We start from the raw sequence: 21,430 nt of genomic DNA, 5'->3' as shown, positions 1-21,430 counted from the left end.
CTTGGAGATGTCCAAATGAATATTTTTGCTATTTTGAACCACATGGGTGTGTTCTTTAAAGAAGAGCCAGTTCGTCAGCTGCATGCGGCTTTAGAAAAGGCTGGTTATGACGTGGTTTATCCGGTTGATGATAAAGATCTGATCAAATTGATTGAGATGAATCCTCGAATTTGTGGGGTGCTATTTGACTGGGATAAATACTCTCTAGAGCTTTGTGAGCGGATCAGCGACGTCAATGAAAAACTGCCTGTGCACGCTTTTGCTAACGAACAATCCACCTTGGATATTTCACTGACGGATTTGCGTTTGAATGTCAGCTTTTTTGAGTACGCACTAGGCATGGCTGATGATATTGCGATCAAAATTAATCAGGCGACGCAAGAATACAAAGACGCCATTATGCCTCCGTTTACCAAAGCGCTGTTTAAATACGTCGAAGAAGGGAAATATACCTTCTGTACTCCGGGACATATGGGCGGAACGGCATTTCAAAAAAGCCCTGCGGGCAGCATTTTCTACGATTTTTATGGCCCGAATACCTTTAAGGCGGATGTCTCTATTTCGATGCCTGAACTTGGCTCGCTATTGGATCACTCTGGCCCACATAAAGAAGCCGAAGAGTATATCGCTCGTACCTTTAATGCCGATAGCTCATACATAGTGACGAACGGAACGTCAACATCGAACAAAATCGTGGGTATGTATTCTGCACCAGCAGGAAGTACGGTGTTGGTGGATCGTAACTGTCATAAGTCTCTGACCCATTTGATGATGATGACCGATGTCACGCCGATTTATTTCCGTCCGACCCGTAATGCTTACGGTATTTTAGGCGGTATTCCACAACGCGAATTTAGCCGCGAAGTGATCGCAGAAAAAGTGGCGAAGACTCCGGGTGCAAGCGCGCCGAGCTACGCTGTTATTACCAACTCCACTTATGATGGCTTGCTCTATAACACGCAATTCATCAAAGAATCGTTAGATTGTAAACACATCCACTTCGACAGTGCTTGGGTGCCTTACACTAACTTTAACCCTATTTATGACGGCAAGTGTGGTATGAGTGGGCAGGCGATGCCGGGTAAAGTGTTCTATGAAACGCAGTCAACCCATAAGCTGCTGGCCGCATTTTCACAGGCTTCGATGATTCACATCAAAGGTGAGTTTGATAAAGAGTCATTTAATGAAGCCTTTATGATGCACACCTCGACCTCACCTCAATACGGAATTGTGGCGTCAACCGAAACTGCAGCGGCGATGATGCGTGGCAACACAGGCCGTAAGTTGATGCAAGATTCTATTGATCGAGCGGTACGTTTTCGTAAAGAGATCAAACGGTTAAAAGGTGAAAGTGATAGCTGGTTCTTCGATGTATGGCAGCCAGAAAACATTGATACGACAGAATGTTGGAAGCTAGACCCTAACGATAACTGGCATGGTTTTAAAGGTATTGATGATGATCATATGTACCTTGATCCCATTAAAATTACGTTGTTAACCCCGGGAATGAACCAGCAAGGTGAGCTTGAAGCCTCAGGGATTCCAGCGGCCTTAGTGGCTAAGTTTCTTGATGAACGCGGCATTGTAGTTGAGAAAACGGGCCCGTATAACCTGCTCTTCTTATTTTCTATTGGTATCGATAAATCGAAGGCGATGCAACTGTTACGTGCGTTAACTGAGTTTAAACGTGGTTATGATTTGAATTTAACCATTCGCTCGATTTTGCCTGCATTGTATCAAGAGGACCCGAGTTTTTATGAAGGAATGCGTATCCAAGAATTGGCTCAAGGCATTCATCATTTGATCCATAAATACTCACTACCAGAATTGATGTACAAGGCGTTTGATGTTTTACCAGAAATGAAATTGACGCCTCACGCGGCATGGCAACAAGAGTTACGCGGTCAAACGGAAGAGATTTTGCTTAATGAGATGGTCGGTCGGATTAGCGCCAATATGATCCTGCCTTATCCTCCTGGTGTGCCTTTGGTGCTGCCTGGTGAGATGGTGACAGAAGACTCTCGTCCAGTTTTAGAGTTTTTGGAAATGCTCTGTGAAATTGGTGCCCATTATCCCGGGTTTGATACCGATATTCATGGTCTGTATCGTCAAAAAGACGGTACTTACACGGTGAAAGTATTAAAAGCCTAGTGAGCTAGCTTTATGCCTTGCTGGCTATTAACGGTGAATGCAGTCACTAGCCACTAAGGGGGGCTTTTTATATAACCAAGAGTCTTTTCAGGCTCTTGGTTATTTTTTTGCTTTAATTATACGCTTTAGCTACTCGGCCTAAAGAGCTTAACTGGTAGTGCTCGGTATGAGCAGGGATAAATACCGATTCTCCTTTATGGATGGTGACAGTTTGCCCATCAGCAGCGGTTAAGGTGGCGTCATGGTCAATCGCAAGCAGAATCTGCGCACTTGATACATTGACTCGGCACTGCTTTGGCTGCGGATAAATGGCAAATTTAAAGTCGGTGACGGGTACCGGAAAAAGTAAGGCATCATCGGTAATTTTTGGGGTTAGGAGTAATGTGGATGCTGGCTTTTCGGCAAATCGTGTGCATTTCGCTAACTCTGTAATATCGATATGTTTAGGGGTCAATCCGGCTCGCAATACATTATCTGAGTTAGCCATAATCTCTAATCCCGTGCCTTTCAGGTACGCATGAGGGGTTCGAGCGTCAAGATACATCGCTTGTCCAGGTTTTAAGGTGAGAACATTCAGTATTAATGGGGCAAATAAACCAATATCGTGAGGATAAGTTTCTGCCAAGGTGAGAATGAGCTGGAAAAGCGCCTGCTCCTGATGGCGATGCGCATAGGCGATGAGTTGTTCGATAGCCACTTGTTTTTCCGAACCTGAAAACGATAGCAGCTCGGTAAAGAAGCTTTTTAATCCGACTTCCGTTTGCTGTTGTTGTAGGTGCTCAAGCAAAGGCTGCAAAGGGACAATCGCTAACCGTTGAAAATGTTCAACAATCTCGTTTATCGGCCGAAAGCCGTTCATCGCTTGATAATCGGTCAGTGCGTACACCAATTCAGGTTTATGATTGGGATCCTTGTAATTACGGTTAGCGGCGGTGAGTGGTATTTGCGCCGCATTTTCTTTAGCAAATCCTTGTTCAGCTTCTGATTTACTCGGGTGAACTTGAATGGAGAGTGCTTGTTCTGCGGCGAGTATTTTAAACAGATAGGGAAGTTCACCAAAGGTTTGCGCGGTGTTAGCGGATAAAAAATGTGCTGGATCGCTAGCAATTAAGTCGCTAAGTCGTATTTTTTGGCCTTGGTAGTCTACTTGTGAACAACCGTTAGGATGTGCTCCCATCCATAGTTCAGCTTGCGGTTGCTGCTGAGGGTTAGCTATATCAAAAAGTTGTGAGAATGAATCAATACTCCCCCAGGCATAGTTCTGAATGGTATTACTCATTAAAAAGAAGGGTTTGGTTTTGATATCACTCATTGGTTTGAATCCTATGATAAAAAACTCCTGATATAACGCAGGAGGACAACGAATGGTGTGGCTTTGCTGATCATTTACATCACGATGAGAGTGCTTAAACGCATTGCCCCTTTACTGCTTGAAGCTGCAGGGGTGTTGGCTAGATTCGTTCACCCCAATCCCATAGTCTGTCTATGTTCATGGAGAGTCACTCACTGACCACTGACCTGCAGCTCCAAGTTGTTTGGGTATAACCACATTCTATCATTGATCAGTGGCTATGCTGGTGCTGTATTCAAAAGCGTTAGGCCGTTGCTAAGCGTTGAGAATGACGCATTTTTTTCAGGCTAAGGCAGACAATCGCGGTGACCAGTGTACCAGCTAGCATGCAAATGATCGCGAGTAGTGGCTTATTCATGGCGCCGAGTAGCGCAACAACGGGGCCACCATGTGCAACGCTATTGGTGATGCCAAAAGAAAAGGCCATCACGGCAGCAACCATAGAACCGATCACATTGGCTGGGATCACCGACATCGGATCTTGCGCAGCAAAAGGAATCGCCCCTTCAGAGATGCCAACCAAACCCATTGCGCCTGCCGCTTTTCCGGCTTCAATTTCAGACGCTTCAAATAGATTCAATTTACGTCCTAATACGGTTGCAAGGCCCATACCCAGTGGTGCAACCGGAATCGCACAAGCCATTGCGCCCATAAATTGCGTTTGACCACTGGCGATCATTCCCACGGAGAAGAGGAAAGCCACTTTATTAAAAGGCCCACCCATATCAAAACCTGCCATGCCGCCAAGAACAATACCCAATAATACGACGTTACCTGTACTCATGGAGGTTAAAAGCGCCGTTAAGCTGTCCATCAAACTGGCGATAGGGGCACCAATGATAAAAATAAATAGACCCGAAATGAATAAGGAACCGACGATGGGGGCGATCATGATGGGTACTAAAGGTTGAATAAACTTATGGTAGTGAATGCTGGTGAGCCATTTCACAAAGTAACCAACTAATAAGCCCGCAATAATCGCTCCAATAAAGCCAGTACCCGCTTCTGCGCCATAAAAAGAACCATTATTGGCGATCCAGCCACCAATCAAACCGGGCGTTAACGCAGGGCGATCGGCAATCGCATAGGCGATATAACCCGCTAAAATAGGGATCATTAAAGTGAAGGCGACAACGCCGACATCCAGCACCTTATTCCACATGCTATCGGCAGGAATAGCCATGCCAGCTTCGGTAGGTTGGCCACCAATCGCTAACGATAATGCGATCAATAGACCGCCCGTGACGACAAAGGGAATCATGTGTGATACCCCATTCATTAAATAACGATACAGATCGGAGCGTGCTTGCGATGCTTTACTCTTATTGTCTTGAGAAGGATTACTGCGAGTATCCGCTTGATAATCAGGGGCTTCTAAGGCTCGCTCAATCAAGGCTTTGCTATTACGAATCGGCTCTTTTACACCGGTTTCAATCAGTTTTTTACCAGCAAAACGCAAAAGATCGACCTGCTTATCGCAAGCGACAATGATCGCCTCTGCGCGAGCGATCTCCTCTGCTGATGGGCTATTTTTAACCCCTATCGAACCGTTGGTTTCAACTTTAATTGTATAGCCTAATTCGGCTGCACCTTTTTCCAACGCTTCGGCCGCCAAATAGGTATGAGCAACGCCGGCTGGGCAGCCAGTGACTCCAATCAGAAAGCCTTTATCGGCGGTTATGCTGGTGGTAGGTTGAGATTTGGCGAGTAGCAGTTCAAGGGCTTGTTGCTCGGTTTTAGCATCGAGAAAGCGCTCAATAAATCCCTCTTCAATCAGTTTTGAGGACAGTTCAGCGAGCACCTCAATATGGTGATTATCACCGCCATCAGGGGAGGCAATCATAAAAAACAATTGTGAGGGCAGGCCATCTTCTGCGCCATAATCGATCCCTTGACGACTAACCCCGATCACTAATGCAGGATGGATTACTGCTGCACTTTTCGCGTGTGGGATAGCCACGCCTTCTTCAAATCCTGTATTACCGAGTGCTTCTCGGGCATGGATATCAGCTAGAAATTGCTGTTTATCAGATAGGCGTCCTTGTGACGCCAGTATCTCGACCAGCTCTTCTAGCACGCCATTTTTATCGGTGGCAGAAAGGTCGAGCTTAATCAACTGTTGATTAATCAGTTCAGTGATCATGGTGTTCCCTTACTTAAGTGTTGTTTTATTATCCACATTCTGCACCCAGATAGCCGTTAGCCATAGTCTCCTAAAAATACATTTACTGGATTATTGTAACCTTATCGGTTAAGTGTGATCTAAATCGATATTTATTGGTGTTGGTGTGATTACTATTTATTAAGATAAATTCATTTTAAAACAGTTATTTAATTTGTTTTCTTACTCAATTTTTAAAAATCTTTACTACGTTCAACGAAGCGAACAAACTAAACAATAGGATTATTGTTTCATTATTCGAGTAGCCTATGAGTCAGGTATTCAGTCACATTATTGAAGCCATTTTAGCGGAGAGGGAGCATGGCCAGAGAATTTGGTTTGCTGGCGATCATCACACGCCGCCTGCGTTTAGCTATCAGGTCAATTTCCCTCGCTTAGAGCTCGTGCTGAAAGGGTGTTATCGTAATCAGATCGAAGACGACGTACACGGTATTGACTCTGTGGATATTTTTACAGGAGAGGCACTTTATATTCCGCCCAATTGTTGGAATAAACCCGATTGGCAAGAAGAGTGCTCAGTGTTAAGTCTATTATTTGGTCGACGACAATTAGGCTTTAGCTTTGTTGCTAAACGTCAAGGAGAGAGCGGATTTTACGATGTCCAAAAATTCAGTATCAAAACTCGGACTGGCTATGCGATGGACAATATTTTAGAAAGCTTAAATGCCATCGCAAGAGAACCTAAAAAATCGCCGATGGATGAACATTTGTTATGTGCTCTGCTTGCCTATACGTTACGGATTCTTGAGCCTTCACAAAGTGCGCCGAAAAAGCGTGGAGAAGATCTTTATCAGGGTATCTGCATCTATATCCAAGAGAATTTTCACCGCACGATAACGCGCGATAGTATTGCCCTGCGGTTTAATATTTCCCCCAACCATTTATCGCGCCTTTTTCGACAGCAAGGTCATATGACGTTAGTGGATTATTTGACTTGGGTACGTATGGAGCGCGCGAAATTTATGCTTAAAAAATATCATTTCCGGCTTAATGAAGTTGCCACTCGGTGTGGCTTTCAAGATGTGAACTATTTTTTCCGGGTCTTTAAAGAGCGTACAGGGATGACACCCTCTCAATATCGGGCGCGTATTCAATGAGCCATGATATGTAATAAAAGACCTTTTAAATGGGCTTCGTTGGGTTGCTGAAAAAGCAATTGCTGGTGGTGACTCTCAATCAGCCAGCGTGTTAATCGAGTGGCGGCCATGATTTCTTCTTTTTTGATGGGATTCCGCTTCGGTAAAATTAAACCAATAATGAATCGGGTCTCTGCCTGTGTGCTACCCCAATTAATCGCTTGAGCTAACGTGAGTACACAAAGGCAAGGTGTTGATATGTGTTCGCTAATGACGTGAGGTAGCGCAATACTGGGCGGTAGTGTCGTGGCGGCAATTGCTTCTCTGGCAAGTAGCTGACGGATTAGCGCTGGCTCATCGGCAGAATTGGCTTGCTGGGCAATATAGTGTAAGCAGTCTTTTTGATTGGCGAATTCAGCCTTTAATAAGCTGTGCCATTGTATGGTAAAGGGTAAGCTAAAGGCCGGATGGTTAGCCAAGATGGCTTCTGCCGATGCGTTTTTGGTATGTGAGCTAGCAAATAACGTTGCGTGTTGGCGGAGATATTCCGTGAGAACTAAACAAGCCAGTTCGGCATCTAACCCTTCAATCGCAATTTGGCAAACATCATGTCGACAACTGCCAATACTTAATACATGAAGAGTATCACTCAGCGTTGCTTGTTGATCGCGAGTGATATTGTATAAAACAAATATTGAGCGAAAGTAACTTGTTAATTGCTTGATTTGATGGAGCTGCCAAGCCGTAAAGCCATTTCCCTCAAGGATGAAACTAATCCGACTGACCATCATTAAGACTTTAGACACTGATCGATAACAAGTTGCACATTGGTCAGCACTTCTTCAATTGAAAATGTCAGGGTTTCACAGCCTTTGAAACGTTCTTTTTCGTCAATATCAATATCAGAGACGATCAGTCGACGATCGGCATGCATGATGTCATGAAGGGTGAGGGGGTTTTCAATGCCCATTGCACCTTGGGTTTCGATTTTGATGGTGATGTTGCGTTTCGTGGCTTCTTTATGCAGTGCTTCAGCTGCCATGTAAGTGTGAGCTATTCCTGTGGGGCATGCGGTTACCGCGATAATCTTCACTCTCTTTACCTCAATAGTGATGGTTGGAGAGTTTATCATAAACGCTTTCTGCGCTCTTCCCCAGCTTTATCCATATCCGTTTTATGGTGTGGTCGTAGGCTTGTTGGGTTGCCCCCATTGCATAATTAGCCGTGCAATAGGGGCGGAGTTAGTGCGTTATTTCGGGTGATTAAAAAGTGTATTGAGCACTTAAGTAAAACTCTCGTGGCGCGCCGGGCATAATTTGCGTTGCTCCGGTGGCACTGACGTAGTAGTCCTTATCCAATAGGTTTTCGACACTCAACTGAGTTTTCCAATCTTGCCATTGATAACCAATGCGTGCATCAAGGCGGGCGTAACCGGGCAGCGTGGTGGTGTTATTGCTATCGGCAAAACGATCGCCTACTGCCGTTATGCCCGTTTCACCAAACCAACCTTGTCCATGTTGGTAAGCAAGGAAAAGCTGACCATTAAGTTTGGATACGGCACTTGGGCGATTACCTTGGGTATTGGCCTCTGATTTGATGATTTTGGCATCTTGCCAACCGATCCCGCCGCGCAGTGACCATTGGTCGTTAAGATAAGCTTTGATGTCTAACTCGACGCCATCAGTGCGTTGTAAACCGGTGAGGATGGTCACTTCAGGATCGAGTGGATCTTTCATGCGCCGATTGTACATTTCTAAACGATATACCGATAACGTGGTGGCGATTCGGCCATTGAGCCAATCACTTTTTACTCCCGTTTCATACAAGCGACTGTTCTCTGGATCGAGTTCATTGGCTGGGTTACCCGGAGTAATACCAATCAATCCGCCGCCAACCGGTGAGAAGGTTTTACTGTAAGAGACGTACAGGGCGTGATCGGCGACGGGATTCCATACCAAACCCAAGCGAGGGCTGAGTGTATAAGAGGTTTGGGTCTCTTGTTTGTTGGTGTCAATACGCTGAGTATTGACGTAAAACTCATCGTAGCGCAGGCCCATTAATAGGTGCCAGTCATTGATACTGAGCTGATCTTGCACATACACGCCACTGGTACGAACCTTGTGCTTAGCATCACTCGATAAGGCCATCTCTCCTTGGTAAGTGGGCAATTGATCCGGTTGGTAGAGATCGCCAGCGGGAATGGATTGCTTATTACGATAGAGTGTCGGTGTGCGTTCTTGCCAACTGTGCTCAATACCCGTTAATAGACGGTGACGGATTGGCCCTGTCGTAAATTGGCCTTCCATCTCGAGTTGGTTGGTTAAGGTGTTCGCCTTGAGAAATTGTTGCCAGCGGTTTCTCACCACTTGATCGCCTTTGACTTGCACGACATAGGTGTTATCAAATTCACTATCGAGCTTAATGTAACTGAGTTGCTGGCGCAGTTGCCAACTATCGTTGATCTGCCAGGTTAAACGTGAACGAGTCGCTTCACTAACGTCGTTAATAAAGTCACGTGAGGTATCACTGTATACGGCACTGTTAGCGACCTCTGCTGGGCGACCATTAACACTAGGAATGCCGCGATCTGGCGTTCGGTCATGAGCGTTGCGCTCATATTGGATTAACCAGTTAAGATCGTCGTTGATGGTCCAAGCCAACGAAGGAGCAAATAGCGTGCGTTTGCTGTTGACGCCATCACGAAAGCTGTTGTTATCTTCTTGCGCCATGTTTAAACGCACTTGTACGTCATCATGCCACTCACCGTTTAAATCGACGGCTAAACGTTGATAATCATGGCTACCGATCCGAGCATGGATACTGGACTTTTGGCCTTTTTGTGGTGTTTTACTGACCCGATTAATGATGCCGCCACTACTGCCTCGACCATAGAGTACCGCGGCTGGCCCTTTAAGAATTTCCACACTTTCAATATTGCCTAAATCTCGGGTGTATTGCATATCATCACGAAAACCATCGAGATAAAAATCGTTACTGGCGCCAAAGCCGCGAATCATTACGCTATCAAAACGAGTATCGTTGACCGCATCAATACCAGGAGTACCAACCAGTGCGGTACTTAACGAGGCGGGTGCAAAGGCGGTGAGTTGCTCGGCAGATACACTATTGATGGTCTGTGGTATCAACTTAGCGGGGGTTTCTGTACGCGTCGCCGTTGATACTATGGGATGTTGACTACTTTGACTGGTAATCGTTATGGTTTCAGGTTGAGTGTCCGCTTGCGTGAACGTCGAGACGATAGCAAGGCACAGCAAGCTTGGGCGAAGAGGATGAGAGAAAAAATGCATATAAGTACTGACTAAAAAGTTGTTTATCTCTTACCCACTTCATTGACGACTAGTGAGGGTGACTCGCTAACCATTAGCATCATGAGTTATCGACGTAGTGTAAGAGTAATGATCAACGGGTTAATAACAAGGATGTGAATAATAATTGTTATTATTCACATTTCAAGTGTTAATTTATCTTTGCGACTCAATTGATACGAGCGATGTATGAATGACAAGGAGGGAGTGATGATCAAGCGGCAATGATATCGACATCCGGTGGCATCTTGCGCCGATACCACCGAACGGTGTTATTCAGATAAACATTAGCGGTAGGTCATCAGATTCATATCTTCAAACCATTTAGTCAGCTCAGCTTTGGAAAGGTGTGCGGTTTGCTCGATCATTGTTCGAGTCAAATGAGGGGCGAATTTAGCAATAAAATCATACATGTATTGCTGTAAAAACAGGTTTTTGCTATAGCACAACCAAGCATAGCAGTCTGGTACTAAGCCTTCGAGAGAGCGAACGACAATACTATCACTCATCGTGTGGGTGGCAACAGAGGCGATAAGTCCCACTCCCACGCCCAGTCTAACGTACTCTTTGATCACCTCAGCATCCATAGCGGTAACGATGTACGTCGGAGTCAGTCCGCGCTTGGCAAATGCGTCATCGATGGCCATACGGCCGGTTGATTTTAATTCGTAGCTGATTAATTTTTCTTGAGCCAGTTGCTCAAGAGTAATGTTTTCAACGTTCGCTAGAGGGTGGTTGAGTGGCAAAATTAAGCTCAGTGACCATTTATAGGCGGGTAGCACGGTTAAATCGGCTTGTTCGTCAATTTCTTGGGCAACGACAGAGAAGTCATACGGGCCTGTTGGTAGGGTATTACCACGGCTATCAGGTTCGATGGTGCCCATGTGCAGCGAGACTTTAGGATATTTATTCATAAAGTAGCGCACAGTTTCGGGCAGTAAAAATTTCGCGATAGCGTTGGTGGTATGAATGTTCATTCTTCCGCGGTCGGGCGCGGTAACGCTAGCAGAGATAGCTTTGATTTTCTCTTCAATTTCGAGCATTTTGCTCGCTTCTTGAATGATTTGTTGGCCAATTTCGGTTGCGCCTGATAGATGCTTACCTTGCCGCTCAAAAATTTGTACGCCGAGTTCTCCCTCTAGTAATGCCACCTGTTTACTGATCCCCGGCTGTGAGGTAAACAGTTTTTCTGAGGTTAACGAGATATTATAGCCATTGCGCTGTATCTCTCGGATGTAGCGCAGTTGCTGTAATTTCATGGGTGATCTCCTGAGGTTGACTCGGCTGTATCATCGGACATGCCAGCTAGTGGCATGCTTTTCAGTTATATAGATAAGGGATTGTTATAACAATATTTATCTTATCAGAGCAAGTGAAGAATCAATAAAAAAGGCTTACCGTGGTAAGCCTTGATGAATTTTGTAGCCTGATGCTGAAATTAATTCATGCCGTATTTTTTCAGTTTCTTACGAAGAGTGCCGCGGTTGATACCCATCATGGTTGCTGCGCGAGTTTGGTTACCGCGAGTGTATTGCATGATGATGTCTAATAGTGGCTGTTCAACTTCGGCTAGAACTAATTCGTAGAGTTCAGTCACTTCCTGACCATTTAACTGGGCAAGATAGTTTTTAAGAGACGCTTTAACGGAGTCGCGCAATGGTTTTTGCGTGATTTGATCTTGTGAAGTTACGGTAGTTACGGTTAAAGCTTCTGAAGTCAGATTTTGTTCGAACATATTCGGTCTAGCTCTTCTCTTAATTATGATGCAACGTTATCAAAATAACCTTCAAGTGCTTCTATCTGCAGCGGAGCTGCTTCAAGCGCATTGAAGATACGGCGAAACTCACTGGCTTGTTCATGTTCTTTTAGGTACCAGCCTACGTGCTTACGCACAATTCTAGGCCCTAAATACTCACCATAAAACTGATGGAGAGCGTGCACATGACCAAGCAAAATGTCTTTTACTTCCTGAGCCGGAAGTTCAGGCATGGTGGTACCGCTTTCCAAATAGTGTTGGATTTCCTGAAAAATCCATGGACGACCTTGGGCAGGCCGACCAATCATTAAAGCGTCAGCACCGGTATAATCCAACACCTGTTTCGCTTTTTGCGGAGAATCAATGTCTCCGTTCGCGATGACAGGAATGCTGATCGCCTGTTTAACGGCTTTAATGCTGTCGTATTCTGCCTCTCCTTTGTACATACAGGTACGAGTTCGCCCATGAAGCGCAAACGCCTGTATGCCGCAGTTTTCGGCTAATTGAGCGATATAAACACAGTTTTTATTGTCTGTGTCCCAGCCCGTTCGGGTTTTGAGGGTGACAGGAACCTTGACTGCATCGACGACCGCTTTAAGAATGTGTTCAATCACATCCGGATAACGGAGTAATGCAGAACCCGCGAGCTTTTTATTCACTTTTTTTGCCGGACAGCCCATATTGATATCGATGATTTGCGCACCGTTTTCAACACTGAACTGAGCGGCTTCTGCCATCTGCTGTGGATCGCTACCTGCAATTTGTACTGAGCGAATGCCCGATTCGCCTTGATGCACCATGCGGTTTTTCGATTTATCGGTTTTCCATAGTGCGGGATTGGAGGACATCATTTCACTGACGGCCATTCCTGCACCATAACGGAGACACAACTCACGAAACGGCCTATCGGTGACTCCAGCCATCGGAGCCACGATGAGGTTATTGTTAAGTTGATGATTTCCGATTTTCAAAACGTCTTCACAGCTTCATACCAGTAAGGGCGCGCATTTTACGCATTTTTTCACGGTGTGAAAAGACTAATATTTGAGCATTGGACAATTGTTTTTGTAAATTGTCCATATTTCAATCAATTAACTGATAAACTCTTCATTAATCTTGCTTGCGACCAGTAATCCGACACCACTCTTCTTGCTCAATAATTGGGTCTATGTCTAATTGATCACGATAATAGGTCGCCACGTCTTCGGCTTGCGTATTCAGCACGCCAGACATTGCCAACAGACCACCTGGTTTAATTAAGCTTTTAATTACCGCAGAAAGCTCACGTAATGGGCCCGCTAAAATATTGGCAACTAGGACATCAGCGACTAAATTCTCTGGTTGATTTTGCGGTAGGTAAACCTCAATTTTATCGGCGACGCCATTGCGCTCGGCGTTGTCTCTGGATGCTTGCAGTGCTTGCGGATCGATATCAATACCGATCACTTTCGCGGCACCGAGTTTAATCGCAGCAATCGCAAGAATGCCGGAGCCACAGCCAAAGTCGATCACGGTTTTGCCACTCAGATCGAGTGAATCAAGCCATTGTAAACACAGTGCGGTTGTTGGGTGTGTACCGGTACCAAACGCCAAGCCTGGGTCAAGTAGGACATTGACGGCGTTAGGATCGGGGATGTCGCGCCAGCTTGGGCAGATCCATAACCGTTCACCAAACTTCATCGGATGGAAGTTATCCATCCATTCCCGCTCCCAATCTTTGTCTTCTATTTGCTCGATTTTGTACGAGAAGTCGTCGGCAAGTAGTTGGCTGTCACGGATTTGAGCAAGGATACTTGGGGTATCGACTTCGGCGTCATACAAGGCTAATAGGTCAGTATCGCCCCACAAACGAGTCTCACCCGGTAGCGGTTCAAAGACAGGGGTATCTTTTGCATCGAGTAAGGTCACCGATAAAGCACCGGTCTCTTCCATTAACATATCGCTGATCGCTTCAGCATTTTCATTAGTGGCATTCAGTTTGATTTGAATCCAAGGCATGGCATGGGCTCTCTTTTATTCGCGGTTATTGGCGCAGAGTTTAGCAGGTTTGTCGGTTCGCTTCCTACCTGAAGTTATCTCGACGGAAAGGACGGGACTGATGAGCATCCTACGAGGGGAGATAAGAGGGTGGTAGCCTGCAAAAAAAAATGCCCACCGAAGTGGGCATGATAGCAATTGAGGCGCGAGGCTATTATTTCATACCGAGTTTCTTCTCAAGATAGTGGATGTTGGTGCCACCATTTTGGAAGTTTTCGTCATTCATAATGATTTCTTGCAAAGGAATATTGGTTTTAATCCCTTCAATAATCATTTCATCGAGCGCATTACGCATGCGGGCTAGCGCGACATTACGGTTTTCACCATAGGTGATCAGTTTGCCGACCATCGAATCGTAGTAAGGCGGTACGGTATAACCTGCGTAAATGTGCGATTCCCAACGAACGCCCATGCCACCTGGAGAATGGAAACGAGTGATCGTGCCCGGAGAAGGCAAGAATCGCTCCGGATCTTCAGCGTTAATACGACATTCGACGGCATGGCCGCGGATCTTAATATCGTCTTGCGTAAAGGAGAGTGGTTGGCCAGCGGCAATACGTAATTGCTCTTTGATCAAATCAACCCCAGTGATCATTTCGGTTACGGGATGTTCAACCTGAATTCGGGTGTTCATTTCAATGAAGTAGAACTCGCCGTTTTCATACAGAAATTCAAAAGTACCAGCGCCGCGATAGCCAATTTCAATACAAGCACGCGTACAGCGTTCACCAATGTATTTACGTACTTCTTCATTGATGCCCGGTGCTGGCGCTTCTTCGACCACTTTTTGGTGACGACGTTGCATTGAGCAATCGCGTTCACCAAGATGAATCGCATTACCTTGACCATCGGCCAGTACTTGAACCTCAATATGACGTGGGTTTTCGAGGAATTTCTCCATATAAACCATGTCATTATTAAAGGCACCTTTGGCTTCTGCACGAGTCATGTTGATCGCGGTGATCAACTCGGCTTCTGAGCGTACCACGCGCATGCCTCGACCGCCGCCGCCGCCAGAGGCTTTGATGATCACGGGATAGCCGATGCGTTTCGCGTGGGCTTTATTTTTTGCTTCGTCACCATCGAGAGGACCATCCGATCCTGGGACACAAGGTACCCCTGCTTTTTTCATGGCGTTAATGGCTGATACTTTATCACCCATTAAACGGATGGTTTCTGCTCTTGGGCCGACAAAGATAAAACCACTGCGCTCGACTTGCTCAGCAAAGTCGGCGTTTTCAGACAGAAATCCGTAACCGGGATGAATGGCAACCGCCCCCGTCACTTCTGCGGCAGAAATAATGCGTGGGATATTGAGGTAGCTATCGATGCCTTTTGCTGGGCCGATACAGACCGTTTCATCCGCAAGGAGAACGTGTTTTAGGTCACGGTCTGCGGTGGAGTGAACCGCGACCGTTTTAATCCCTAATTCTTTACAAGCGCGAAGAATACGAAGCGCAATTTCGCCTCGGTTCGCGATAACTAATTTATCTAGCATAACCATTGGCCTCGATTATTCGATGACGACAAGAGGTTGATCAAATTCAACGGGTTGACCATCTTCGACAAGAATTGCGGTAACGACGCCAGATTTATCTGCTTCGATTTGGTTCATCATTTTCATCGCTTCAACGATACACAAGGTATCACCCGCGGAAACACTTTGGCCGACTTCAATAAAGCTTTTTGACTCTGGGCTTGGTGAGCGGTAGAAGGTACCAACCATTGGTGACAATACTTGATGACCCGTTGGTGCTTTGGCGACAGGAGCCGCTTCAGCCGTTGCAACGGGAGCCGCTACTGGTGCTGCGACAGGAGCAGCCGGTGCTGCAGCATAATGAACTTGAGTGGTTGGGGCTGGGCTGTGACGGCTGATGCGTACCGACTCTTCGCCTTCAGAGATTTCTAACTCAGAAATGCCAGACTCTTCCACTAATTCAATCAATTTCTTTATTTTGCGAATATCCATTGGTTCTTTCTCTTTTATCTTGTGAGTAAGACAGCCCTATTAGGACTGTAGAATGTTGTGCGTTACTTTGTTTGCAGTGCGTGAATCGCTGCCGACAGAGCAAATTCATAGCCTTGTGCACCTAGACCACAGATCACACCTTGTGCCTTATCAGACAAATAGGAATGATGACGAAACGGTTCGCGTGCATGCACGTTAGAGAGATGCACTTCGATAAATGGTATAGCAACACCCAGTAAGGCATCACGGAGTGCCACACTGGTATGGGTAAAAGCGGCTGGATTGATAATGATGAAATCCACCTTATTGTGCGCTTGGTGAATCGCTTCAATCAATTCATACTCACGGTTCGATTGCAGGTGATCTAACGCTACATCGGCTTGTGCCGCTTGTTGGCGCAACTTATCGATGATCTGGTTGAGTGTTTGTGCGCCGTAATGTTCCGGTTCACGTAAACCCAGCAGGTTTAAGTTTGGACCATTAAGGACAAGAATGCGTAATTTCGCGGTCATTATGTAGCTATCGTCCTCTATCGTGAGATGTAACCTGATAATTTCATATTATGGCACTTTCGACCTACTTTTTTTGTCAAAAGTTCGCTGTTTTTATGAAATTGACCACGATTATAGCTAATTCGTCGCAAATGGCAGCAATTTACTGGTCTAATGACTATGGCGGGTGTTTTTTTGAACGACTATTGCTGGCTGAGACTGGAATTTAGAACTTTGGAAAGGGCTGGGTCTAGGAAAGGCAGGTTCTAGGGAAATCAAGAACTAGGTCCTAGGGGAAAGCAGGTCCTAGGTCCTAGGAAAAAAAGATTAAGATCAAGGTTCTAGGGAAGAGCAGGTCCTAGATCCTAGGGGAAAAACAACACCAGAACCCAAAACTCCAAACCTAAAGAGCCAAAGAACCTAGGACCTAGGACCTAGGACCTAGAACCTAGAACCTAGAACCTAGAACCTAGAACCTAAAGCTGCGCTTTCTCGGCAATCAACTTATCGACCACGCTTGGATCGGCAAGCGTTGAGGTATCGCCTAAGTTGCTGGTATCACCGGTAGCAATTTTACGCAAAATACGGCGCATGATTTTACCTGAACGAGTTTTCGGCAGCGAGTCGGTCCAATGCAGTACATCGGGCGTGGCGATAGGGCCAATCTCTTTACGCACCCAATCTTTGACTTCTTTGTGTAGCTCAGCGCTAGGGTAGACGCCATGATTAAGGGTAATGTAAGCGTAAATGGCTTGTCCTTTAATATCGTGCGGGATACCCACAATCGCCGCTTCGGCAATTTTATCAAACGCAACTAGGGCCGATTCGATTTCTGCGGTACCCATCCGGTGGCCAGAGACGTTCAAGACATCATCGACTTGTCCGGTTATCCAATAATAGCCATCCTCGTCACGGCGTGCGCCATCACTAGTAAAGTACATACCTTGGAAAGTAGAGAAGTAGGTTTGTTCAAAGCGTTCATGATCGCCGTAGACGGTGCGCATCTGCCCTGGCCATGAATCGAGGATCACTAAGTTACCTTCACTTGCCCCCTCGATAAGGTTACCCATGTTGTCTACTAATGCGGGTTGAACACCAAAGAAGGGACGTGTAGCTGAACCCGGTTTTAAAGCGGTCGCGCCAGGCAGAGGACTGATCAAAATGCCACCTGTTTCTGTTTGCCACCAAGTATCGACAATCGGAGATTGCTCGTTACCAATGGTTTTGTAATACCACTGCCAAGCTTCGGGGTTAATCGGTTCACCTACTGAGCCCATGATGCGTAAGCTGCTACGGTGCGTCCCTTTAATGGCCTCATCACCTTTTGCCATCAAAGCACGAATCGCAGTTGGTGCCGTATAGAGGATATTGACTTGGTGTTTATCGACCACTTGGCTCATACGATTAGTGTCGGGATAATTCGGCACACCCTCAAATAAAAGGGTTTTGGCACCATTGGCTAATGGACCATAGAGGAGATAAGTGTGGCCAGTTATCCAACCCACATCCGCGGTGCACCAGAAAGTTTCTTGGGGTTGATAATCAAAGATGTATTTAAAGGTCATCGCCGCATACACCAAATAGCCACCAGTGGTATGCAATACACCTTTTGGTTTTCCTGTCGAGCCTGAAGTATAGAGAATAAACAGTGGGTCTTCGGCTTTCATCTCTTCTGCTGGGCAGTGATCAGAGACGTGAGCCATGGCTTCATGCCACCAGACATCTCGATGCTCGTGCCAGTCGACTTGACCGCCTGTGCGTTGGAAAACAATCACCTTATTAATGGTTTTAATCTCAGGATGAGTCAGCGCTTCATCGACGTTTTTCTTCAAGGGGACAGCGCGGCCAGCTCGTACGCCTTCGTCGGCGGTGATCACTAAGGTGGCATCGGAGTCGATGATCCGTCCAGAGAGAGCTTCCGGCGAAAAACCGCCAAAGACTACAGTATGTACGGCACCAATTCGGGTACAGGCTAACATCGCCACAGCCGCTTCCGGCACCATGGGCATGTATAAACACACCACATCGCCTTTACGTACTCCTTGAGCTTTTAATACGTTAGCAAATCGGCAAACTTGTTGATGGAGCTGGCGATAAGTCAGGGTTGTATCATTTGCTGGATCATCGCCTTCCCAAATAATGGCAACCTGATCGCCACGCTCTGCTAAATGACGGTCAAGGCAGTTCGCCGAGACATTCAAGGTGCCATCTTCAAACCAACGAATGTCGACGTGTCCGGTATCAAACGAGGTGTTTTTCACTACGCTAAAGGGTTTTATCCAATCAACAATTTTGCCATGTTCACACCAGAATCCTTCCGGATCGGTAACAGATTGTTGATACATAGCTAGATAAGTGTCGTTGTCGGCATGGGTACACGCTTTGACACTCTCTTTGACCGGATAAATATGGGCATCACTCATGACTAACTCTCCTTGTGTAAGCGGTAAATTCCCTTGTGCTCTGAGACCAACTTGAGGATCTGTGCTGTCGTTTGATCAAAGCGCTTTAACTGGCTGGTTGAACATCATTAATGGGAAGCTTTTTATGCCTTTAACTGTTAGTCACCAGCAAGATTTACACAATTAGACTTTAGGATGAGGCCTAGATTAGCTAAGAGCCGGGCTATGCTGATAAGGGCTTTTTAGCTTCGGTAATCCGCCTTTACTGAGGCGAACAAAGACTAATGCAGCGGTAATCGCATCTTGCAAAGCATCGTGCTTGTCTTGCATTGGCAAGTCGAGATGATGACAAATTGCCGCGAGGCTCAGATCAAAGTAGGCATTGGGTAACTGTTTTTCCAACTGTTGATGATAAAGCTGGCTGACTTCGATCAGTGGATTAGGTAGTGGGAAGCCCAGTTGTTTACGACAGGCGATATCAAGAATCGTTTTATCATAACGAATGTGATAACCGACCAATGGACGATTACCGATAAACGCGAGCAACTGCTGTAAGGCTTGCGGCTCGGACAAGCCATAAGCGAGATCTTGATGACGTAGCTGATGAATGCGCACCGAGCCCGAATCTAAGGACGGCGGAGCGGCGAGACGAATATGGAAAGCTTGGCTGGTGAGAATTCGATTATCGATGATTTTTGTTGCGGCGATACTGACTAGCTCTGCACGTTGTGGATCAAGGCTGGTAGTTTCACAGTCCAAAGAGATCAGTTCGGTTTTGAGTGGCGCAGTAAACAGATCTTGATAAGGCGACCCCGCTAATTTGTGGTGCCAATAATATCTCGCTAGCCAGTTCATCAGCGTTACTCCCTAATTTGGTAATGATAACTCAACCATTGCTTAAACTTTTTCACGACATGCAGGCTGTGACGCAGTAAGTCTCTTTCAGTGCGTTCAAGTTGACCAAGCTGAATGTGGTTGGCGTGATGTTGGTTAGTGATTTGTTGCGCTAAACGTAATTTTAAAAACAGTTTTAGCGCTTCTCTTAGGTTATCAGCGGTCTGTTTTTCTAATGCTTGTTGTGCCTGCAGTGCTTCAATGCGTTGAAAGGTATTCGTGCTGCTGATTTGATATTCAAGACTTAGCGCCCGCACGCCATGAACAATAGGAAAAATACCGCCTTTCTTAATATCCAAGCCGGATTTACTCGATTTAAGATGGCCAAATAAGGTCAGGGGTAGCGAAAAATTCAGTGCCGGACGAGTAAACTCAGCCAACACTGCATATTGTCCGTAGACGCTGGTCTGTAAATGGTCTTTCACTGGTGCGAGTAAGGCTTTATTTCCTGCTACAGGATAGGCATCAGCAAAGATAGCGAGGTTGAGCATGTGCTCGGGTCGTCTTGTCTGAATCCAATGGCTGATGGTCGTTTGCCAATCGGTTTGTGATTGTACCCAGTGAGGATTATTGACCATGACTTTACCCGGACAGAGCGGGTAGCCAAGCTGGACTAAAGTGTGGGTGAGCGTTTCTAGCCATGGTGTAGAGTGAGACCATTGAGCCTCATCGGCGATGATTAATGCATTGTCTTGATCGGTTTTGAGGATCTGCTCACCGCGCCCTTCTGAGCCTAAGACCACAAAGCAGCACTGCTGTTGCGCTTCACTGGGTACGATCAGTTGGAAGGCTTTTTCGATGATCTGCTCATTAACTGCCGCGATCAGTTCCATGATAAAGCGGGTTCTTATTCCTCGGTTGAGTAGGCTTTCGACCAGTTGCTGCTGCTTGTTCGCCGCAAAAGCCAACTCATCAATGCTCGTGGCGCGAGCAATGGTGAGCGTTAAAACGTGGGAGTGGGTCGAAAAAGCACTTAAGATTTGCACCATCGATAAAATACCTACGGCTTTACGTCCTTCACAGACCACCAAGCGTTTGACCTTGTGCCTCGTCATGCTGATCATTGCGTTAAACAGGAAATCGCCTTGTTGGATATGCAGCACGGGGAAGGCCGCTATTTCGCCGACTTTCGTATCCGGCGTGTACCCTTCTAGCATAATCGCATGCAAAAGATTACTGCGGGTGACGATACCATAAGGAGGCGTGTCTGCTGCTTCAGCACGCGAATCGCCCTTTGGCCATTCGACTAAGGCCGCATCCACGCGGCGACTTTTCATCTCTTGAGTGACTGCAGCTAAGGTCTGCTCGGGTTTGACCAACGTTGGCGCAAGGTAGAGCTCAGGTTCTATTTTGGTCAGAATAAACTCAGCAAGATTTTTCTGCTGCTGAGCGATTTCAATCAGCTCTTGACGTTTGGCCAAGTTGGTTTCGAAATACGCCGAAAATTGGCTATTTTCACGGCACAGAGTCAAAAAAACTTTTTTTGGCAACAGATAACTTAAGGTGTCTTCTAATGCGATGTATTGATGTTTGGCGGAGGTTTCAAACAGCGCACGCACGTCAAACATATCTTCATTAGTGTAGTGAGCATAGAGCGTTTTACCGTCCACAGAACGCTCTTCTACTGTGCCTTTGATCAAAATCCACAGTTGATTACACGCTTGTCCTTGTTGGATCAACACGTCGTGCTCACGATAGTAAGCAATATCTAAAGCGGCGCGCAATCGCTGTTGTTGGGCCTCGGTTAAGCTGTTAAAGGGAGGCGAGAGCATGTTAAATTTGTCCGGCATAGTTA

At 46.1% G+C, this 21,430-nt stretch carries 17 protein-coding genes; 2 read left to right on the top strand and 15 right to left on the bottom strand.

Translation table 11 applies throughout. The features are described from left to right. Positions 1 to 15 precede the first annotated feature (15 nt). Positions 16 to 2,151, top strand: coding sequence for a lysine decarboxylase CadA (locus tag VIB_RS15615; RefSeq protein WP_004397340.1), 2,136 nt, complete (start codon positions 16 to 18; stop codon positions 2,149 to 2,151). A gap of 112 nt (positions 2,152 to 2,263) precedes the next feature. On the opposite strand, the gene manA is transcribed toward VIB_RS15615, so the two are convergent. Both manA and VIB_RS15605 read right to left on the bottom strand, forming a co-directional pair. Further along, positions 2,264 to 3,463 carry a mannose-6-phosphate isomerase, class I gene (gene manA, locus VIB_RS15610; protein ID WP_004397339.1) on the bottom strand — a complete coding sequence of 400 codons (1,200 nt, stop codon included), beginning with the start codon at positions 3,461 to 3,463 and terminating at the stop codon, positions 2,264 to 2,266. A 283-nt stretch (positions 3,464 to 3,746) separates the two neighbouring features. Further along, complete coding sequence (locus VIB_RS15605) at positions 3,747 to 5,645, bottom strand: PTS fructose transporter subunit IIABC (RefSeq protein WP_004397338.1); 1,899 nt, start codon at positions 5,643 to 5,645, stop codon at positions 3,747 to 3,749. Positions 5,646 to 5,932: 287 nt separating this feature from the next. Here VIB_RS15605 and VIB_RS15600 point away from each other — a divergent pair, with 287 nt between their 5' ends. Further along, positions 5,933 to 6,781, top strand: a complete 849-nt coding sequence (locus tag VIB_RS15600; RefSeq protein WP_004397337.1) for a helix-turn-helix transcriptional regulator — start codon at positions 5,933 to 5,935, stop codon at positions 6,779 to 6,781. On the opposite strand, the gene VIB_RS15595 is transcribed toward VIB_RS15600, so the two are convergent. The 13 genes from VIB_RS15595 to VIB_RS15535 form a co-directional block, all read right to left on the bottom strand. Further along, positions 6,775 to 7,566, bottom strand: a complete 792-nt coding sequence (locus tag VIB_RS15595) for a PTS sugar transporter subunit IIA (RefSeq protein WP_147280975.1) — start codon at positions 7,564 to 7,566, stop codon at positions 6,775 to 6,777. The genes VIB_RS15600 and VIB_RS15595 overlap by 7 nt on opposite strands. Beyond that, positions 7,551 to 7,853 carry a PTS fructose transporter subunit IIB gene (locus VIB_RS15590; protein WP_040905649.1) on the bottom strand — a complete coding sequence of 101 codons (303 nt, stop codon included), beginning with the start codon at positions 7,851 to 7,853 and terminating at the stop codon, positions 7,551 to 7,553. The genes VIB_RS15595 and VIB_RS15590 overlap by 16 nt, the downstream gene beginning before the upstream one ends. A gap of 169 nt (positions 7,854 to 8,022) precedes the next feature. Next, the gene (locus VIB_RS15585; protein WP_004397334.1) at positions 8,023 to 10,068 is read right to left on the bottom strand and encodes a TonB-dependent receptor; all 2,046 of its coding nucleotides are present in this window, start codon (positions 10,066 to 10,068) and stop codon (positions 8,023 to 8,025) included. Between the two features lie 305 nt (positions 10,069 to 10,373). After that, a complete protein-coding gene (locus VIB_RS15580; RefSeq protein ID WP_004397333.1) occupies positions 10,374 to 11,345 on the bottom strand; it encodes a LysR substrate-binding domain-containing protein in 972 nt (323 codons plus the stop codon). A 179-nt stretch (positions 11,346 to 11,524) separates the two neighbouring features. Next, positions 11,525 to 11,821 carry a DNA-binding transcriptional regulator Fis gene (gene fis / locus VIB_RS15575; protein ID WP_004397332.1) on the bottom strand — a complete coding sequence of 99 codons (297 nt, stop codon included), beginning with the start codon at positions 11,819 to 11,821 and terminating at the stop codon, positions 11,525 to 11,527. 23 nt (positions 11,822 to 11,844) lie between these two features. After that, positions 11,845 to 12,813: a tRNA dihydrouridine synthase DusB gene (gene dusB / locus VIB_RS15570; protein WP_040905646.1), complete on the bottom strand. Its 969-nt coding sequence runs from the start codon at positions 12,811 to 12,813 to the stop codon at positions 11,845 to 11,847. Positions 12,814 to 12,952: 139 nt separating this feature from the next. Beyond that, positions 12,953 to 13,840, bottom strand: a complete 888-nt coding sequence (prmA, locus tag VIB_RS15565) for a 50S ribosomal protein L11 methyltransferase (RefSeq protein WP_004397330.1) — start codon at positions 13,838 to 13,840, stop codon at positions 12,953 to 12,955. Between the two features lie 193 nt (positions 13,841 to 14,033). Next, entirely contained in the window at positions 14,034 to 15,377 is a 1,344-nt protein-coding gene (accC, locus tag VIB_RS15560) for an acetyl-CoA carboxylase biotin carboxylase subunit (protein ID WP_040905716.1), read from the bottom strand. Positions 15,378 to 15,392: 15 nt separating this feature from the next. After that, positions 15,393 to 15,848, bottom strand: coding sequence for an acetyl-CoA carboxylase biotin carboxyl carrier protein (gene accB / locus VIB_RS15555; protein ID WP_004397328.1), 456 nt, complete (start codon positions 15,846 to 15,848; stop codon positions 15,393 to 15,395). Between the two features lie 62 nt (positions 15,849 to 15,910). Continuing rightward, positions 15,911 to 16,360, bottom strand: a complete 450-nt coding sequence (gene aroQ / locus VIB_RS15550; RefSeq protein WP_004397326.1) for a type II 3-dehydroquinate dehydratase — start codon at positions 16,358 to 16,360, stop codon at positions 15,911 to 15,913. Between the two features lie 455 nt (positions 16,361 to 16,815). Beyond that, positions 16,816 to 18,762 carry an acetate--CoA ligase gene (gene acs / locus VIB_RS15545; RefSeq protein WP_004397323.1) on the bottom strand — a complete coding sequence of 649 codons (1,947 nt, stop codon included), beginning with the start codon at positions 18,760 to 18,762 and terminating at the stop codon, positions 16,816 to 16,818. 186 nt (positions 18,763 to 18,948) lie between these two features. Then, positions 18,949 to 19,596, bottom strand: a complete 648-nt coding sequence (locus VIB_RS15540; RefSeq protein WP_004397321.1) for a 3'-5' exonuclease — start codon at positions 19,594 to 19,596, stop codon at positions 18,949 to 18,951. 5 nt (positions 19,597 to 19,601) lie between these two features. Then, positions 19,602 to 21,425, bottom strand: coding sequence for a DUF294 nucleotidyltransferase-like domain-containing protein (locus VIB_RS15535; protein WP_004397319.1), 1,824 nt, complete (start codon positions 21,423 to 21,425; stop codon positions 19,602 to 19,604). Between the last annotated feature and the right edge of the window lie 5 nt (positions 21,426 to 21,430).

Origin of the sequence: Vibrio metschnikovii CIP 69.14 (genome assembly GCF_000176155.1) — a bacterium.
In the GTDB taxonomy this organism is placed as follows: domain Bacteria; phylum Pseudomonadota; class Gammaproteobacteria; order Enterobacterales; family Vibrionaceae; genus Vibrio; species Vibrio metschnikovii.
This window is presented reverse-complemented; position numbering and strand designations above follow the sequence as displayed.

What these genes read in the sequence shown, in the direction of transcription:
- VIB_RS15615 (WP_004397340.1), top strand. Translation starts at nt 16, where the DNA reads ATGAATATTTTTGCTATTTTGAACCACATGGGTGTGTTCTTTAAAGAA.
- manA (WP_004397339.1), bottom strand. Translation starts at nt 3,463, where the DNA reads ATGAGTGATATCAAAACCAAACCCTTCTTTTTAATGAGTAATACCATT.
- VIB_RS15605 (WP_004397338.1), bottom strand. Translation starts at nt 5,645, where the DNA reads ATGATCACTGAACTGATTAATCAACAGTTGATTAAGCTCGACCTTTCT.
- VIB_RS15600 (WP_004397337.1), top strand. Translation starts at nt 5,933, where the DNA reads ATGAGTCAGGTATTCAGTCACATTATTGAAGCCATTTTAGCGGAGAGG.
- VIB_RS15585 (WP_004397334.1), bottom strand. Translation starts at nt 10,068, where the DNA reads ATGCATTTTTTCTCTCATCCTCTTCGCCCAAGCTTGCTGTGCCTTGCT.
- VIB_RS15580 (WP_004397333.1), bottom strand. Translation starts at nt 11,345, where the DNA reads ATGAAATTACAGCAACTGCGCTACATCCGAGAGATACAGCGCAATGGC.
- fis (WP_004397332.1), bottom strand. Translation starts at nt 11,821, where the DNA reads ATGTTCGAACAAAATCTGACTTCAGAAGCTTTAACCGTAACTACCGTA.
- prmA (WP_004397330.1), bottom strand. Translation starts at nt 13,840, where the DNA reads ATGCCTTGGATTCAAATCAAACTGAATGCCACTAATGAAAATGCTGAA.
- accC (WP_040905716.1), bottom strand. Translation starts at nt 15,377, where the DNA reads ATGCTAGATAAATTAGTTATCGCGAACCGAGGCGAAATTGCGCTTCGT.
- accB (WP_004397328.1), bottom strand. Translation starts at nt 15,848, where the DNA reads ATGGATATTCGCAAAATAAAGAAATTGATTGAATTAGTGGAAGAGTCT.
- aroQ (WP_004397326.1), bottom strand. Translation starts at nt 16,360, where the DNA reads ATGACCGCGAAATTACGCATTCTTGTCCTTAATGGTCCAAACTTAAAC.
- acs (WP_004397323.1), bottom strand. Translation starts at nt 18,762, where the DNA reads ATGAGTGATGCCCATATTTATCCGGTCAAAGAGAGTGTCAAAGCGTGT.
- VIB_RS15540 (WP_004397321.1), bottom strand. Translation starts at nt 19,596, where the DNA reads ATGAACTGGCTAGCGAGATATTATTGGCACCACAAATTAGCGGGGTCG.
- VIB_RS15535 (WP_004397319.1), bottom strand. Translation starts at nt 21,425, where the DNA reads ATGCCGGACAAATTTAACATGCTCTCGCCTCCCTTTAACAGCTTAACC.